The organism is Pontibacter populi, assembly GCF_019336435.1.
GTDB lineage: Bacteria > Bacteroidota > Bacteroidia > Cytophagales > Hymenobacteraceae > Pontibacter > Pontibacter humidus.
Genome location: NZ_JAHWXQ010000003.1, coordinates 210,068 through 226,000, shown reverse-complemented (window position 1 = coordinate 226,000; position 15,933 = coordinate 210,068). Strand labels below are relative to the sequence as shown.

General features: G+C 45.1%; 15 protein-coding genes. 7 read left to right on the top strand and 8 right to left on the bottom strand.

What is annotated here, in order from left to right:
• Window positions 1-111 precede the first annotated feature (111 nt).
• The 5 genes from KYK27_RS12775 to KYK27_RS12755 all read right to left on the bottom strand — a co-directional run bounded on the left by KYK27_RS12775 (window position 112) and on the right by KYK27_RS12755 (window position 5,790).
• The gene (locus KYK27_RS12775; RefSeq protein ID WP_199110435.1) at window positions 112-705 is read right to left on the bottom strand and encodes a hypothetical protein; all 594 of its coding nucleotides are present in this window, start codon (window positions 703-705) and stop codon (window positions 112-114) included.
• A 146-nt stretch (window positions 706-851) separates the two neighbouring features.
• Window positions 852-1,739 carry a membrane-binding protein gene (locus KYK27_RS12770; protein ID WP_233150427.1) on the bottom strand — a complete coding sequence of 296 codons (888 nt, stop codon included), beginning with the start codon at window positions 1,737-1,739 and terminating at the stop codon, window positions 852-854.
• Between the two features lie 135 nt (window positions 1,740-1,874).
• A complete protein-coding gene (locus KYK27_RS12765) occupies window positions 1,875-2,471 on the bottom strand; it encodes a hypothetical protein (RefSeq protein ID WP_199110434.1) in 597 nt (198 codons plus the stop codon).
• A 128-nt stretch (window positions 2,472-2,599) separates the two neighbouring features.
• A complete protein-coding gene (locus KYK27_RS12760; RefSeq protein WP_199110433.1) occupies window positions 2,600-3,232 on the bottom strand; it encodes a porin family protein in 633 nt (210 codons plus the stop codon).
• Window positions 3,233-3,522: 290 nt separating this feature from the next.
• The gene (locus KYK27_RS12755; RefSeq protein ID WP_199110653.1) at window positions 3,523-5,790 is read right to left on the bottom strand and encodes a Tex family protein; all 2,268 of its coding nucleotides are present in this window, start codon (window positions 5,788-5,790) and stop codon (window positions 3,523-3,525) included.
• 336 nt (window positions 5,791-6,126) lie between these two features.
• On the opposite strand from KYK27_RS12755, the gene KYK27_RS12750 reads away from it, so the two are divergent.
• From KYK27_RS12750 to KYK27_RS12735, 4 genes are all read left to right on the top strand, one after another.
• The gene (locus KYK27_RS12750) at window positions 6,127-7,452 is read left to right on the top strand and encodes a mechanosensitive ion channel family protein (RefSeq protein ID WP_199110432.1); all 1,326 of its coding nucleotides are present in this window, start codon (window positions 6,127-6,129) and stop codon (window positions 7,450-7,452) included.
• A 17-nt stretch (window positions 7,453-7,469) separates the two neighbouring features.
• Window positions 7,470-8,858: a neutral/alkaline non-lysosomal ceramidase N-terminal domain-containing protein gene (locus KYK27_RS12745; RefSeq protein WP_199110431.1), complete on the top strand. Its 1,389-nt coding sequence runs from the start codon at window positions 7,470-7,472 to the stop codon at window positions 8,856-8,858.
• Between the two features lie 205 nt (window positions 8,859-9,063).
• Complete coding sequence (locus tag KYK27_RS12740; protein WP_233150426.1) at window positions 9,064-9,300, top strand: hypothetical protein; 237 nt, start codon at window positions 9,064-9,066, stop codon at window positions 9,298-9,300.
• Between the two features lie 305 nt (window positions 9,301-9,605).
• Entirely contained in the window at window positions 9,606-10,172 is a 567-nt protein-coding gene (locus KYK27_RS12735) for a hypothetical protein (RefSeq protein WP_199110430.1), read from the top strand.
• 66 nt (window positions 10,173-10,238) lie between these two features.
• Here KYK27_RS12735 and KYK27_RS12730 read toward each other — a convergent pair whose 3' ends face one another.
• On the bottom strand, window positions 10,239-10,706 hold the full coding sequence (locus tag KYK27_RS12730) for a peroxiredoxin (protein ID WP_199110429.1): 468 nt from the start codon (window positions 10,704-10,706) through the stop codon (window positions 10,239-10,241).
• Window positions 10,707-10,848: 142 nt separating this feature from the next.
• On the opposite strand from KYK27_RS12730, the gene KYK27_RS12725 reads away from it, so the two are divergent.
• The 3 genes from KYK27_RS12725 to mptB are packed head-to-tail and all read left to right on the top strand — an operon-like array spanning window position 10,849 to window position 14,341.
• A complete protein-coding gene (locus tag KYK27_RS12725; protein ID WP_199110428.1) occupies window positions 10,849-11,538 on the top strand; it encodes a glycosyltransferase family 2 protein in 690 nt (229 codons plus the stop codon).
• A gap of 11 nt (window positions 11,539-11,549) precedes the next feature.
• Window positions 11,550-13,010: a cellulose synthase family protein gene (locus tag KYK27_RS12720; protein ID WP_199110427.1), complete on the top strand. Its 1,461-nt coding sequence runs from the start codon at window positions 11,550-11,552 to the stop codon at window positions 13,008-13,010.
• Window positions 13,007-14,341, top strand: a complete 1,335-nt coding sequence (gene mptB / locus KYK27_RS12715) for a polyprenol phosphomannose-dependent alpha 1,6 mannosyltransferase MptB (protein ID WP_199110426.1) — start codon at window positions 13,007-13,009, stop codon at window positions 14,339-14,341. Before KYK27_RS12720 ends, mptB begins: the two co-directional genes overlap by 4 nt.
• Window position 14,342: 1 nt before the next feature.
• Here mptB and KYK27_RS12710 read toward each other — a convergent pair whose 3' ends face one another.
• Together KYK27_RS12710 and KYK27_RS12705 are read right to left on the bottom strand one after the other, a co-directional pair.
• Window positions 14,343-15,026: a DUF2461 domain-containing protein gene (locus KYK27_RS12710; protein WP_199110425.1), complete on the bottom strand. Its 684-nt coding sequence runs from the start codon at window positions 15,024-15,026 to the stop codon at window positions 14,343-14,345.
• A 9-nt stretch (window positions 15,027-15,035) separates the two neighbouring features.
• Window positions 15,036-15,902 carry a hypothetical protein gene (locus KYK27_RS12705; RefSeq protein WP_199110424.1) on the bottom strand — a complete coding sequence of 289 codons (867 nt, stop codon included), beginning with the start codon at window positions 15,900-15,902 and terminating at the stop codon, window positions 15,036-15,038.
• Window positions 15,903-15,933: the final 31 nt, after the last annotated feature.

The window sequence follows — 15,933 nt, the reverse complement described above, 5'->3', positions numbered from 1 at the left end:
GCTTTAAGTTGTTTCTATGCGGTTAACACAACAAATACAAGGAATGTGCCACACTACGGCAGGTTTTTTAAAAAGTTATAAAAACTTTAAATCTTATCTAAAAATATTACATTACTTAGTTACCGTGATGTAGGCTGGGAGCTCTAACGGCCCGATAGACGTCTGTATAGTTGGCTTGATCTGTAACGAAACAGCCGGCTTGTTGCCTCCATCCTTGTTTAAAAGCGATGCCAGTTGCAATACCTGGTTAAGATCTACACGTCCCTGGTCTTCAGCAAGTTTCACCAGCGAAGATACCGTTATGGTGTTCAATCCGTCTTTTAGTTCTACAGGTTTATCTACAAGTCCGCTTACTGCCTGCTTGCCATCTACCAGCAATTGCCATTTCAGTTGGTTCACCGTCATGGTTCTGTCTTTACTGCCTTCCGGTAGCGTTACCTGCAGGCCTAAAGTGGACGTAGCCGCCAGGTTGTTATTTGATACAGCACTAAAAAGCCTGCTAGCTTCTGAAAACGAAAAGTCACTGATATCGGATTTATTCAGCAGGCTCACACCATTCAGGTTCACGGCATCTATGCCTGCCAGGTCATATTTTGCTTCTTTAAAGGCATCTACATCACTTTTAGTGCTGCACCCAACTATAAAAAAGGGCAACAGCAACCATACGGCAAGCGAAAGTATATTCAGTTTTCTGGTATTCTTCATAAAGTAAAGTTAAGTATAAAGCTCAAAACACCCGAACTATAAGGAAACATCTATAGTCACTTTATACGATCATATAATATCTGTTTCTGCAAACTATAAAATTTAGCGCAAACAGAAACAGCCACTTTAGGGTGGCTGTTTATAGTTTAGGTAAGGTAGCCTACGCGTTGCCCCTGTTGGTTTACTACTGAGCCCCGGTCCGTTACAAACAGTGGCTGCAGATGGTCGCTTTCAAAATAATAAGGATAATTGCGGTTATTCGTTTTCGACAATTTACCTATTACCCTGGCTCCGTCGCTGGTTACATGCACCAGTTGCAGATGCTTGGTTACATAAAACTCCTCGTTTGGTATGGATGAAAAATATACCCGGCTCAGGATATTCCGGCTATCGAGGGAAGCGCGCTGCACTTGCGGCTGTTGCCTTGTAGCTGACCGTGATACAATCTCATTACGATCAGGCTGCTGCCCATGCGAGCTTGCCATTAACTGCGAATCGGCATTGCGCCAGCCTTTACTGATAGAGGCAAGGCGGTAGCTTCGGCCCGGGTGTGTAGCAGAGGTATGCTCTTCTGAAAGCAGGTTTATAGCTGCCTGTGCCTCTGCCAGGCTTGCACCCATCTTGCGCAAGACAAACCCAGAAAACTCATCGGCCTCCAGTTCATCTGCTGGATTGCTGCCTGCTCTGCTTAGGGTATGCCCGTTCAGGTGATGTCCGATCTCGTGCGCCAGAATACTTACGCCGCCCCAATCGGTATGCACGGCGTTGTTAATAGCCGCCAGGAAGTCTTCGTTGTATAAAATGTATCTTTCGCCATTGTAAATTACGGCGGCAGCATTCTCAATATTAGCAGCACGCAGCTCGAAACGTGGTTTTAAACCCACTACATCAATAATCTCTTTTACAATATCGCGGGCACCTGCTCTGGTGGCAGTTACTTTGGTTGTAGTAGTCGCTGACGATTGCACTATAACAACCGGCGCCACAAGCAGCACCAGGGCCAGTGTCAGTCTTTTTATAGTTGAGTTCATCATATCTTTAAATAAATCAGCCGGATTAAAACAGATCGGTAGTGCTGTATATGCAAGATTGTTGCCAAAAATGCGCCGCTTTAAATCTGCAACTCATTTATCTTAACGAATTTACAAGAACTATATTTTTGCGCTGGGTCAGCTGCCTGCCGGCTGGCCAACTGTAATATAATCGGGTAAAGTGACATTGCCGACCGGGGTTTTTATAGTCGGCTTTATCCTGAAGACTAGGCGGTCGCGCACATCTTTCCCTTTTGCAATTAGGGTAGTTAAAGTAGAAAAACCCTCATAGTTCTGCAGTCCTTCTACTTCAGCAAGGGTAACTGTAGAGGATACCGGCAATTCGTTTAGTCCGTTCTGTAAATCCAGCGGATTTTCTACTGTACCGGTTAGGGTTTCTTTGCCATCCACTAAAAGCTGCCATTCCAGGTTGGTTATCTGCATCGAGCGGGTAACTTCCGGTTCCTTCATCTCTACTTCCAGAAAAAGTGTGGTAGTAGCGTTCAGGTTATTGGTTGTAAAAGCTGACAAAAGACTGTCGCCTTCTGCTGTTCTGAAATCGAATGGCGTGCGTTTATCTGTCACATCCACCCCGTTCAGCCGCAGATCTTCTATACCCTGTAGTTTATAGTTGGCTTCAGTAAATGCTTTCAGGTCACTGGCCTGTTTGCACGAAAAACTAACTATAATTAACAGCAATACAACTATAGCAAAGCCTATTTTAGAATTCTTCATTATTCGCATGTTAGATATTATACTTAACAAATAACGCACCAGCTATAGTTTTATAACAAATCAAATGCGGTGAAAATAAAAGAGGCCCTGCTTTCGCAGGGCCTCTTTTAAAATGGTTTCAGTACTAATTACAAGCTGAACAGGTAAGCTAAAGAAACACCAAATACGTTGTTTTTTGTTTTTGGCTCATCTCCTTCAGTTTCATACAGGCTTGATAAACCAAGACCATAACGAACATCTAAGTTTAGAGTGCCTGCACCTACTTTGTAACCTAAGCCAACACCAAAGCTAGCTCCAAGCTCAAATCTGTTATCAGTATCGTCAAACTCAAGGTCTTCAGACTCTTCTTCACCATCAAATTCCATGGTCATTTTGCCATTCATTAAGTAACCTGCAGTAGGTCCAGCTGTTACAAATCCGTGCAGTTCTTCTGTACCGAATTTAACCTTAGCAAGAACAGGCAGTTCCAGGTAGTTTGTTTTAACTCTTATACCTTCACCACCGTCTTCAATTTTAAAACCTTTCTGGATTAAAAGAAGCTCAGGCTGAATAGAGAACATGTCATTGATCATTACATTAGCAACTGCGCCGATCTGAACACCTGTGTTTGATTTAACTTCATCATTGAAGTCATCTTCATCAGACACATTAATTTTAGCAAAAGTAGCACCAATGCGTGGGCCAACAGAAATTGATTGTGCCATTGATGTAAACCCTAGGCCTACTACAAACAGCAATGCTAGTAAAAATTTGGTTTTCATATAAAGTTGGTTAAAAATATTCCGGCAAAGGTTTATGAAAATATCTTGCTTTCAAAATATTCAATATTATATATTTTAAAATGGCATAATCCTGAACCAGTAAATCGCCCGATAAGAACAGCGCTTTAACGTGATTATTTTCTATTGGATTACTTATCTAAAATATCAACTATAACTATAGAAGTTATTATAAAAACAGCTTTGAATTACAAACAAAAAAGCCCTCCAGTATTATTTCGGAGGGCTTTTTTGTCTTTTAAGCCTGAGCCTATAGTTATGATAACATAATCTTACTTAAACATACCTTTCAGCTTGGCCAGCTTCGCCTGGAAATCATCCATTGGTTCTTCTTCTTTCTTGCCAGCATTTTTACTGTTACTACGGTCTCTGTTACCATCTCTTGCTGGTTTAGGGGCAGCCGGATCGCCTTTCATGCTCAGCGAAATACGTTTGCGGTTGGCATCCACTTCCAGCACCGTAACTTCAACCTTCTGACCAACTTTTACCACATCATGCGGGTTGGTTACAAACCGGTCAGATAAATGGCTCACGTGTACAAGGCCGTCTTGGTGCACGCCAAGGTCTACGAAAGCGCCAAAAGCGGTTATGTTGGTAACAATACCCGGCAGCTTCATGCCCTCACGCAGGTCTTTTATCTCGTTCACGCCTTCGGTAAAGCTGAAAGCTTCGAACGTTTGGCGTGGGTCACGGCCTGGTTTGGACAGTTCACTCACAATATCCTGCAGCGTTGGCAAACCAACAGTCTCGGTTACATACTTCTTCAGGTTGATCTGTTTGCGCAGCTCATCTTTCTGCATCAGGTCCAGCACAGTTACACCTAAGTCTTTTGCCATTTGCTCCACTATAGGATAACTTTCAGGGTGAACTGCAGAGGCATCCAGCGGGTTTTTAGCATCACGGATTCTTAAGAAACCTGCAGCCTGCTCAAAAGCCTTTTCGCCTAAGCGGGCCACTTTTTTAAGCTCCGTTCTGGTTCTGAAAGGGCCATTTTCGTTACGGTACTCAACTATATTCTGGGCCAAAGCTGGTCCTAAACCGGAAACATAAGTTAAAAGCTGCTTGCTGGCAGTATTTACTTCCACACCCACGGCATTCACGCAACTCATTACTACGTCATCCAGCGAGTGCTTCAGCGCAGATTGATCCACATCGTGCTGGTACTGACCTACACCAATACTTTTCGGGTCGATTTTTACCAGTTCGGCAAGCGGGTCCAATAAACGACGGCCAATGGATACAGCGCCACGCACTGTTACATCCTGGTCCGGGAATTCCTCGCGGGCAACTTCTGAAGCTGAATAGATCGAAGCACCACTCTCATTTACCATTACCACCATCACTGAAGCAGGCAATTTCAGGCTTTTCACAAAGGCCTCGGTTTCGCGGCTGGCCGTACCGTTCCCAATAGCAATAGCTTCTACCTTAAACCGGGTAACCATGTAGCGTACGGCTTGCGCTGCTTCCTGCTCTTTGTGCTGACCAGTATGCGGGTAAATCGTTTCGTTATGCAGCAGTTTACCCTGCTTATCCAACACTACAGTTTTAACCCCTGTCCTGAAACCAGGGTCAAGGGCCAGCACAGTTTTCTGACCAAGCGGAGATGAAAGCAGTAGTTGGCGCAGGTTATCGGCAAATACCCGGATGGCTTCTTCGTCGGCACGTTTTTTAGAGCTCAGGCGCACTTCCGTTTCCATGCTCATTTTAAGCATGCGCTTGTAGCAATCTTTAGCTGCCAGCCTTACCTGCTCCGATGCCGCGTTGTTACCCTTCACAAACATAGCTTCAAGTTTTTCGAGCGCTGCTTCTTCCTCGGGCTGGGCACTCAGCATCAGCACATTTTCGGTTTCGCCGCGGCGCATGGCAAGTATACGGTGCGAAGGAGCTTTCTCAATCGGTTCTTCCCACTCAAAGTAATCTTTAAACTTCTGGCCTTCTTCCTCCTTGCCCATCATCACGCGGCTCTTAAACACACCTTTCTTCTCGAAAAGCTGGCGCATGCTGGCACGTGCTTCTGCGTTCTCGTTCATCCACTCGGCCATAATATCGCGGGCTCCGGCAAGGGCTTCGGCAGTATCTTTAACTTCTTTCTCTTCCGAAATATAATTGGCTGCTTCGCCATCCACGTCAAAGTTTTCCTGCTCAAACAGGCGTTGTGCCAGTGGCTCCAGTCCTTTTTCGCGGGCTATAGTTGCTTTGGTGCGGCGCTTAGGTTTGTAAGGCAGGTAAATATCTTCGAGCACGGCCATAGTTTCAGCAGCCATGATCTGCGCTTCCAGTTCCGGTGTTAGTTTTTCCTGCTCACGGATAGATTTAAGAATACTTTCGCGGCGCTTGTCCAGCTCACGCAGTTGCTCCATCCTGTCGCGGATAGCAGCGATCTGTACTTCATCCAGGGAGCCGGTAGCTTCTTTTCGGTAACGGGAAATAAATGGTACGGTAGCACCTTCATCAAGCAAAACGGCGGTAGCCTCAACCTGCTTAATAGTAATGGATAGCTCGGTGGCTATCTTTAAAAGATGGTCTAAATTCGGTTCCATATAATGCTTTAAGCCAATTTCTGGTTTTGCGCTGTGGCTCGTAGGAGAAGTCAGGAAACTATAGTTGCTGATCTGAAAAGGCACATTTCCCCTTCCCTGCTGCCATTGCCTTTGCCCGTGCCTATAGTTTAACGCGGGACTTTAGAAACGTCAAAATTAAACCTTATTGCCAAACCTGAAAACATTATCTGCAGAAATGCCACTAATAATAACGGACAGCTATAAAACACAATATCCCAGAGAGATTTGGTGCAGTAGCTCAGCAGCTTCCGCTTCCTCCCTATATTTTTCTTACCTTTGCCGGGCAATCCATCTTTCAACCAATTCCTTTTTTGCATGGAAACTGCAAATCTTGCCTCCCAGATCAATCTCTTCTTTTACAATCATTTTATAAGCCTGGGCATTCCCGAAACATCAGCCACTTACATGAACATGCTGTTGTTACTGGGAATTGTACTTGTGCTAGTGTATGTCACAGCCGTAGTAGCCCGTAAAATAATGTTGGGGGCATCTCAGAAGTTCTCCGATAAAACTGCTACCCAGTTCGATGATTTCCTGATCCAGAACAAAACGTTTAAGCATCTTGCTAAAATAATACCGCTTATTATAGTGGTACAGAGCTTACCAATAGTGTTTTCTCATTTCCCGGGTTGGATAAAGCCACTCCGCACGCTCACCGACATGTATACTATAGTGCTTGCCATAGCTATAGTTCGGGCTCTGTTGCGGTCCTTAAAAGATTACCTTAAAACGACAGAGTTATTTAAAGACAAACCGGTTGACAGCTTTCTGCAGGTGGTCTCTATCTTCTTATACTTTATAGGAGGCATACTCATCTTCTCCCTTTTGACAGGCAAGGAAGTATGGGCATTTATAACTGCCATGGGTGCGGCTTCAGCTATCCTGCTGCTGGTGTTTAAAGATACAATTCTTGGTTTTGTAGCCAGCATTCAGGTTTCCACCAACGATATGGTGCGCATCGGTGACTGGATAACGATGGAAAAATATGGCGCGGACGGTGATGTGACAGAGATTAACCTGACGACCGTAAAAGTGCAGAACTGGGATAAAACAATTACGACCATCCCTACTTACTACCTCATTTCTGATTCGTTTAAAAACTGGCGCGGTATGCAGCGCACAGGCGGGCGCCGTATCAAACGTTCAATTCACCTTAAAATATCCAGCATAAAATACCTTTCTCCGGAAGATATTAGTAGATTCAGTAAAATTCAGCTTATCAGAAGTTATCTGGAGGAGCGGCAAAAGCATATAAATTCCTATAACACAGAGAACGAAATCGATAAAAGTCTGCTGATAAATGGCCGTAACATGACCAATGCAGGAATTTTCAGGGCGTACGCCAGCGCTTATTTAGAACAGAACGAATTTGTGCACAAAGAACTATCGATGATGGTGCGCCAGTTGGAGCCAACGACAACCGGTATGCCGATAGAAATTTATGCTTTTGCCAATGATGTGCGCTGGGCCTACTATGAAGGTATTATGGCCGATATTTTTGACCATCTGCTTGCCGCTGTACGCTACTTTGACCTGGAAGTATTTGAGCACCCGGCAGCCGATGACATGCGCCAGCTTTTTAACAAACCGGGCACTGACAAAAACAGCTTATATGCCGCTATGGAAACGATGAAAAATTAAGACCTGGTTTGTAATCTATGAAACCAACCGCCCCTAGATCTTCCCGCCGGAAGCTGTTTCGTTTTTTGCTGGTTCCTTTGCTGGTGCTTATCGTGCTTGCCTGCGCCATCCGTAAAAACGATACAACGCCGTACGCTAAATCCGCATATTATAAGGAAACGCTCAACACCCTTCAGGAGCAGCAACCGGTTATCTCAGAGGGCGATACGCTTAAAGTGGGCTGGGCAAAACTGAGCATTACACCTCCCCCACCTTTTCCGCTGGCAGGCTACGGCAAACGGCTGGGCAAAAAATACACCGAAGTGCATGACTCGGCTTACGTGCGCACCTTTGCCTTTAACAACGGCAAACAGGAGGCTTATTTTATAGCCCTGGATATGCTGATAACGCCCATGACCTTAACAGCAGCACTTAACGAGGCAAGTGCGAAAGCCGGGCTTAACCCAGCGCAACTATACCTTTCGGCTACCCACACGCATACCAGTTTTGGCGGCTGGGGCGAAAAACTAATGGGTTGGGTAATGGCCGGAACTTACAGTCAGGAGCAGTTGGATAAGACCACAAATCAGATCATCCGAAGTATTGAGCTCGCTCGGGCAAATGCTGAAGTTGCAAAGGTAGGCTATGGTAAAACATTTGCCGGGCACCTGGTTGGCAACAGGCTAAATGAGGAGGAAAGCGTACGTGATACTACGGTTCGGTTCTTAAAGTTTGAGCAGGCAGATGGCGATGTGGCCGTACTGGCTACTTTTTCGGCTCATGCAACGGTACTTCCTTCTAAACAGCTAGTTTTATCCAGAGATTACCCGGGTGCTTTTGTAGATGCGCTGGAAAAACACGTTGATTTTGCGGCTTTTTCGGCAGGCGCCGTTGCCAGCCATAAACCCATTTACCACCACCAGGATTCTTTTCAGAGTGTAGACTCGCTGGGCGCGCAACTGACCAGAGTTGTAGTTCCGGAATTGCCAACTATAGAAATGCAATACACAAATACACTTGGTTATAGCAGGTTGCCCTTGACGTTACCGGAACCTGAGTTCAGACTCGGCGATAATTACCACCTGGCTCCCTGGCTTTTCTATAGTTTGTTTGGCAATTATCCTTCGTTTGTAAGCTCATTGCTGTTAGGTGATATTCTACTCTTGGGCGCTCCCGCAGATTATTCCGGTGAGTTTATGAAAGAGCTAGAGCCGCTGGCTGCGCAGCAAAACAAGAAGCTTATAGTTACCGGCTTTAACGGTGGGTATATGGGCTATTTAACGCCGTCGCGCCATTATAAATTAGATGAATACGAAGTGCGCGACATGAACTTTTACGGCAAATGGGGAGGAGATTACCTGACTGCCCTGTTCAAAAAGGTAATGCAGGCCTACCAGCAACCGAAGACTGACCAACAGCAACTATAGTTTCAGTGGTTTCAGGTAACCCCGGACAACTCATTCAATTGCTAACGGCTTAAACTATAGAATAATGCAATGAATCTTATTGCACAATACACACATTCCTACTACATTCTTTAAAATATCCTAAACTATTACATTGCTTGTTAGTTTAACTTACAAATGGCAGTGCAATTTTGTACTGCATATAGTTAACTAATACGTGTATAAAATGGAATTTTGGATGCCTTATATTACCTCAGCTGTGATACTGGCAACTTTTTTAATATACATCGCTTTACTGGGTTTTATTTTAACCTGGGTTTATTACGATGCAGAGTTGCGCGGTATTAATGGCTGGTTAGTTACAGTGTTTACGTTTTTCTCAGGTACTATAGCCGGTACATTTCTTTGGCTGGTTCTACGTCCGAAAGTGAAACCACAACCTGTACCTGTACACCAGAACTAATTTGTAAGACATAACTGCCGGTTAAGCAGAGCAAATAGCGGAAAAAGTAGATTGTTGGGTAGTGTTGATATTACTTTTTTTGCTGAAGCTTTTGTGAGCCGGCAGTTTTTTTATGCCCTTTATTCTCCCCTCCTTCCCATGGTTGTCGGGCTACAGATGTAAATCCTTTATAGGTATCAGCTATATTTAAAATCCAGAACAATGTTACAACATTTTGTTTGCACAAAATTCGTAGCTTTATCTAAAAGATTTCATTTATAGCCAATTATACTGTATTTTGCATCTCCTATAACCGACATTAAACCATGAAAAAAACTGTTACTACTATTTTCTCTTTACTGTTTGGCAGCTTGTTTCTTTACTCCTGCGAAACGTGTGAGAACCCAACTATAACCTATCCTACTGAATCAGACAACGAATGGCTTGTTTACAAACCCGGAAACAAGCCTGTGTACAAAGACGAAAGAGATACCCTGATCAGATCTTATAAATTTATCGGTTTTCTGGGTCAGAATGTTCCCGGAGCAGGTGCTTCAGTATCTGACGATTGCCTGGAAAAACTTGACACCCAGGTTACTGCACAGCTATCCGACACTACCGGAAAACACTCTACTTTTTATACTTACATCCTGAAGCGACCTGACTCTTTGCAGGTAAAAATTGCTGTAGACAACGTAAATGCCTGGACGTTAGATCAGAATAAACCGACATACCAAACTTTAGAAGTAGGAGGCAATGTGTATGCGAATGTGTTTGAGGTAAAAGCCGATAGCGTAAAGATAAATAGCGTGAAGAAAGTGCTTTTCAACAAGCAGTATGGCTTTTTACAGGTTGATTATTACAATAAGAAACGATTGACGCTGGTACGATAGCCAACTCTATAACTATAGTTTAACTATAAATAAAAAGGCCTGCATCTCATTTGCAGGCCTTTTTATTTATTTCTTTTCTATGTTTTTAAGCACTTCCAGGGCATTCTTAACGTGCTCCAGCGGCTTAGTCATCGAGTTAAAGATATAACGAACTATACCGTCCTTATCTATTACATAGGTAACACGGCCGGGAATAATGCCAAACTTACGCGGCACACCAAACAGATTACGCACCTTGTTGCCTGTATCACTCAGCAGCACGAATGGCAGGCGATGGCTTCGTTCAAACTCATCATGCGAGTCGGAACTGTCGGCACTAATGCCTACCACTTCAGCTTCGTGCTCTTTAAATACTTCGTACTGGTCGCGGAACTCACAGGCTTGTTTGGTACAGCCGGGTGTGTTGTCTTTCGGGTAAAAGTACAGCACTACGTTGGTTTCTTTCAGCTGATTTTGTAGCCTGAATGTGCTGCCATCCGGTTTGATCAATTCAAAATCCGGAGCCTTATCTCCAACATTTATTTTTTCGCTCATATGGTGTTAATTACTTGCCTACTTAAACAATCTTCTGCAGTAAAGGTTGCCAACATATAGTATTTCTTCAATAATGGTAAAGGTAAACTGGTTTTTGGCATCCTTAACTATAAATGGGCATCTTTGCAGTTCAACCTGAACTATGTTACGCGTAAACGTCATCATCCCGGCTTATAACGAGGAGCTTTCTATTGGTAAAGTAGTTGCTGCCATACCTGCGTTTGTAGATGACGTGATCGTAGTAAACAACAACTCCAGCGACAGCACCGCTGAAACCGCCAGCCTGGCCGGAGCTACCGTTTTGCACGAACCAAAACCTGGTTACGGACATGCCTGCCTGAAAGGAATTGCCCACGCTTCAGCAAAACCAGCGGCGTCGCGCCCGGATGTAATTGTTTTCCTGGATGGTGATTTCTCGGATTTCCCGCACGAGATGGATGTACTTTTAAAACCTATAGTTGACGGGCACGCCGAAATGGTAATCGGGACGCGTGTGCTGGGTAAAAGGGAAGCCGGTTCGTTGCTGCCGCAGCAATTGTTTGGCAATTGGCTGGCTACAAAACTGTTGCACTTGCTTTATGGCGTGACTTACACTGATCTGGGTCCTTTCCGGGCAATAAAACTCGACACACTACTAGCCTTGAATATGCAGGACCGCACCTATGGCTGGACTGTAGAAATGCAAGCCAAAGCAGCTAAACAGCATGTCCGGTACGCTGAAGTTCCTGTTTCGTATCGTAAGCGAATCGGAGTTTCTAAAGTATCCGGAACTATAAAAGGCACGGTGCTGGCCGGCTATAAGATTATTTTCACGATATTTAGGTACATGTAATCGCATAACAGATGACGCTGGTAGCAACTATAGTAATAGTGATTTATAGTCTTTGCCTGGCCTTTATATTCTGTTATAGCCTGGTGCAGCTGCATCTTACCTGGTTGTACCTTTACCGTTCTCCAAAACAAACTCCAACTATAGCTCCACAGGAATGGTCAGCTGTAACGGTGCAATTGCCCGTTTACAATGAGCGCTATGTTGTTTCGCGGTTGATAGATGCCGTTGCCGCTTTTGATTATCCCAAAGCAAACCTACAGATACAACTTCTGGATGACTCGACCGATGACACCTCTATTATAATTTCTGAAAAAGTAAAGCTGCTGCGGCAACAAGGCTTAGCGATAGAACATGTAAGACGAAGCAACCGCACGGGCTTTAAAGCGGGTGCCTTGCAACATGGCCTCCAATCTGCAACCGGTGAGTTCATCGCTATTTTTGATGCTGATTTTGTGCCTTCCCCTGATTTTCTTAAGCGAACTATAGTTGCTTTTACAAGCCCGGAGATTGGTGTAGTGCAAACCCGTTGGGGACATCTGAACAGAAATTACTCCATGCTTACCCGATTGCAGGCCTTCGGGCTGGATGCACATTTTACGGTGGAGCAGCAAGGCCGCAGCAACGGCAACTACTTTATAAACTTTAATGGCACGGCCGGTGTGTGGCGCAAAGCCTGTATAGTTGATGCAGGTGGCTGGCAAGCCGACACCTTAACCGAAGACCTGGACCTGAGCTACCGGGCACAGCTGAAAGGCTGGAAATTTGTGTACCAGGAGCAAACAGTGTCTCCGGCAGAGTTGCCAGCCGAAATGAACGGGCTTAAGTCGCAGCAATACCGTTGGACCAAAGGCGCTGCCGAAACAGCCCGTAAACATCTATCCAACGTGCTGCTTTCTCCAAAGCCGGTACAAGCCAGGCTGCATGCATTTTTCCATCTACTAAACAGCAGTGTCTTTATTTGCGTGTTGCTTACTGCCATTCTTTCTGTTCCGGTGCTGCTTATTAAAGAACATAATCCGCAATTGCAGTGGTTGTTCCAGTTGGGTACACTTTTCATAGTTAGCCTGCTGGCGCTTGTCCTTTTTTACTGGGTTTCTGCAAGCCGGCAAACTGGCAAAGCCGGCCTCCGTTTTATACCTGATTTTCTACTGTTCCTGACCATGTCGATGGGGATGTCGTTGCACAACAGTGTGGCTGTGCTGGAAGGGTATATGGGGCACAAAACACCTTTTATCCGGACTCCGAAATACAATCTGGTACAGCCGCAGGACAATTGGAAAAAGAAGCTTTACACACTGCCCGGCATAAGTATAGTTACATGGCTCGAAGGTTTGCTGGCGCTGTATTTTGCCTGGGCGATCTGGCTTGGTCTGCACCTGAAAGACTATGGTTTGCTGCCTTTCCATTTTATGCTGGCAACTGGCTTCGGATTGGTGTTTTTTTATACCTTGGCACATCATAAAAAAGCATGACCCTACAAAAGCGAACTATAGCGGCTTATAGTATACTGTGCGTTTCGGCGGTCGTGTATGCTGCGCTTGGGTATGCTACGCCCCGTGAAGATTTCGCACAGTTGGTATGGTTGTTTGCTGCCTGCTTTCTAGGGTATGTGTATGTGGTAAACCAGCGTTTACCTGTGTGGCATGCCATAGGTGCTGCCATCGTTTTCAGGGTGATCTTATTGCTGGCCACTCCACTGCTATCAGATGATTATTTCCGGTTTGTGTGGGATGGAAGGCTGCTGGCGGCAGGTGTAAACCCTTACTTATACTTGCCGAGCTATTTTATGCAGGAAGGCGCGACTATAGTTTCCGGCATTAACGACGTGCTTTTCCGGCAACTCAACTCACCTGAATATTATAGTATCTATCCACCAGTCGCGCAGGCTGTTTTCTGGTTGTCAGCAAAGCTCTCTCCTGAAAGTATTACCGGCAGCGTTGTTGTTATTCGGGTTGCGATCCTGATCGCGGAGGTGCTGAATATTTTCCTGCTGTTGCGATTGTTGCGCAAAATGGGTTTGCCGGATGGCTATGTATTATTGTATGCCCTGAACCCACTCGTAATTCTGGAACTGACTGGCAACCTGCACTTCGAAGCATTGATGATCTTTTTTGTGCTGCTTGGCCTGTACCAGCTTTTTTACCAGCGTGTGGTATGGGCTGGCTGCGCTTTCGGTCTTGCGGTCGGGGTTAAGTTACTGCCCCTTTTATTTCTGCCGTTTATGTGGCGTAAGCTGGGAACCAGGCAATTTGTATACTTTTTAACGGCTGTCGGGCTTACACTTTTAGTAGTTTGTTTGCCGCTGATAAACCTAGATGTTATAGAGCATTTCGCCAGCAGCCTGAACCTCTACTTCCGAAAGTTTGAGTTTAACGCAAGTGTGTATTATCTGCTGCGATGGGTTGGTATACAAATAACAGGCTATAACCAGATCGCCGTGATCGGCCCATTCCTTTTGCTGGCTACTTTTGCTATAGTTATGTCGATGGCGGCAGTTAAGAAACTGGGCTCCGTGAAAAGGCTTACCGGCTACATGGCTGCTGCGCTTACTATTTACTTGCTGCTTGCCACAACGGTACATCCGTGGTACATCACCACCCTGGTTGCGCTTACTGCGGCCAGTAATTTCAGGTTTGCTATCGTTTGGTCGGGGTTAGCCATCTTAAGCTACAGCGCTTATCGCACCAGCACGTACTCCGAAGATACCGCCCTGATTATACTGGAATACACGATAGTGTTGCTTTGGCTAGTAGTAGAGATTTACCTCTACCGCCAGCACCGCCATCACGTAAACCTGAAATAGCCTAGTCTTCTCCTATCTCTTTTAAAGGCGCAGCCAGGAAATCGTTGAATGGTTTCAGACTTTTAAATCCATCCAGTACCACATCCATAAAATCGTTACCCAACACTATTTTATCAGATAGCGGCATTACGGCATTCCAGCTTTTAAAGCGCAGGTATTCGATGGCCGGATTCTCTTTGTCGTAGCCTTTTGGGGTGGTTTTCAGTTGCTCGCCCTGTAGTTCACCAAACTTCTTTTTAAACGCCGGTGTCTCCACTATTCCTTTCAATTCATCCAGGCTATAGTCAATTTCCTGGCGCACCGCTTTTAAGTAACTGGCAGGTGGCATCCAGAGTCCACCGGCCAGGAACGAATTGTTATTGCCAGCCAGGTGCAGGTAGTAGCCCGGAAGTATTGATTTGCGCCCACCATCTGCCACGTACGCCCCAAAATGATCTTTATAAGGTCGTTTATCGTTCGAAAACCGCACATCCCGATAGATTCTAAACACCAGGTCCTTTCCGGTTTGTGCGTTGGCTACGGGCTCAAAATGCGTCATCTCTTTCAGCATCTCATCCAGGAAACCCAGGAAATCTTTTCGTGCTGCTTCGTACCGCGGCTTGTTTTCGGCGAACCATTCGCGGGTGTTGTTACGGCTCAGTTCGTTTAAAAAATTGATTGTGCTTTTAGCTATAGTTGATGCCATGTTCTTATTTTAATTGCCCTCCCAATAGGCGTAGCGGCTTATTTTTTTCAGTTCCAGTGTACGGCCATCCCAGGTTTGCTGCCGAAGTAATATGTTCGGATACTCAGTAGCAAACCAGTACGTATTTACTTTCCCCGGTGCCAGCTGTACGTTAACCTGCCAGGCTGCTTTGTTATTTATTTCTGATTTTATAGTTGAGACAATAGCTTTATACTCTTTCGGTTGTGTAGCTTTATTTGTTTGTTGTGTTTCGGCAATATCGGCTTTAAACGTTAATCCATCCTGAAACTTCAGTGCCCGCAAACTATAAGGTAACTGATCTTCAAACAAAAGTGTATTTGGTAACTGCCAGTTTCCCTCACCCTGCCCATCAAAATACGAGTTATAGTACAGGTTAAAGTTTCGTTCTCTGGTTATGGCCTTAAACGTATTTCCGCACCACTCCTGCGACGAGGTGGTAAGCTTATGCAAATACCATGGTTGTTCTCGTCTGATAAACACCGAAGTCAGGTAATGGTAAGGATAACTATCTGTCTGGATGCTGCAGAACTGGTTGACTTTCATCACCGGGAAAAGGTCGTCCCGTTTATAGTCGTCAGTTTTAACGTTGTATTCTTTGTTAAAATCTTCTTTTACGGTGATGATCGTGAGGTCGAAACTACGCTTGTTACCATACACCACGCGCTCCGCATCATAAACTGCAACTTCAGCCAGGCCATCGTCCCATAGTTTATCCATCGCCCAATCGGTATTAAAGTACGGTTTTATAGTTACGTATTCTTCGTTTTCAGCTTCCTGCGCTGTTGTATCAGGCTTGGAGCAGGCCGCTAAGCCTAGCAGCATGAAACTGAAAACGAGTAGTTTAAAAAGGCGCATGTAGCTATTGGGTTGAAATAGGACGCTTGTA

What these genes read in the sequence shown, in the direction of transcription:
- KYK27_RS12760 (WP_199110433.1), bottom strand. Translation starts at nt 3,232, where the DNA reads ATGAAAACCAAATTTTTACTAGCATTGCTGTTTGTAGTAGGCCTAGGG.
- KYK27_RS12705 (WP_199110424.1), bottom strand. Translation starts at nt 15,902, where the DNA reads ATGCGCCTTTTTAAACTACTCGTTTTCAGTTTCATGCTGCTAGGCTTA.
- KYK27_RS12720 (WP_199110427.1), top strand. Translation starts at nt 11,550, where the DNA reads ATGACGCTGGTAGCAACTATAGTAATAGTGATTTATAGTCTTTGCCTG.
- KYK27_RS12730 (WP_199110429.1), bottom strand. Translation starts at nt 10,706, where the DNA reads ATGAGCGAAAAAATAAATGTTGGAGATAAGGCTCCGGATTTTGAATTG.
- KYK27_RS12710 (WP_199110425.1), bottom strand. Translation starts at nt 15,026, where the DNA reads ATGGCATCAACTATAGCTAAAAGCACAATCAATTTTTTAAACGAACTG.
- KYK27_RS12775 (WP_199110435.1), bottom strand. Translation starts at nt 705, where the DNA reads ATGAAGAATACCAGAAAACTGAATATACTTTCGCTTGCCGTATGGTTG.
- KYK27_RS12725 (WP_199110428.1), top strand. Translation starts at nt 10,849, where the DNA reads ATGTTACGCGTAAACGTCATCATCCCGGCTTATAACGAGGAGCTTTCT.
- KYK27_RS12750 (WP_199110432.1), top strand. Translation starts at nt 6,127, where the DNA reads ATGGAAACTGCAAATCTTGCCTCCCAGATCAATCTCTTCTTTTACAAT.
- KYK27_RS12735 (WP_199110430.1), top strand. Translation starts at nt 9,606, where the DNA reads ATGAAAAAAACTGTTACTACTATTTTCTCTTTACTGTTTGGCAGCTTG.
- mptB (WP_199110426.1), top strand. Translation starts at nt 13,007, where the DNA reads ATGACCCTACAAAAGCGAACTATAGCGGCTTATAGTATACTGTGCGTT.
- KYK27_RS12765 (WP_199110434.1), bottom strand. Translation starts at nt 2,471, where the DNA reads ATGAAGAATTCTAAAATAGGCTTTGCTATAGTTGTATTGCTGTTAATT.
- KYK27_RS12755 (WP_199110653.1), bottom strand. Translation starts at nt 5,790, where the DNA reads ATGGAACCGAATTTAGACCATCTTTTAAAGATAGCCACCGAGCTATCC.
- KYK27_RS12745 (WP_199110431.1), top strand. Translation starts at nt 7,470, where the DNA reads ATGAAACCAACCGCCCCTAGATCTTCCCGCCGGAAGCTGTTTCGTTTT.
- KYK27_RS12740 (WP_233150426.1), top strand. Translation starts at nt 9,064, where the DNA reads ATGGAATTTTGGATGCCTTATATTACCTCAGCTGTGATACTGGCAACT.
- KYK27_RS12770 (WP_233150427.1), bottom strand. Translation starts at nt 1,739, where the DNA reads ATGATGAACTCAACTATAAAAAGACTGACACTGGCCCTGGTGCTGCTT.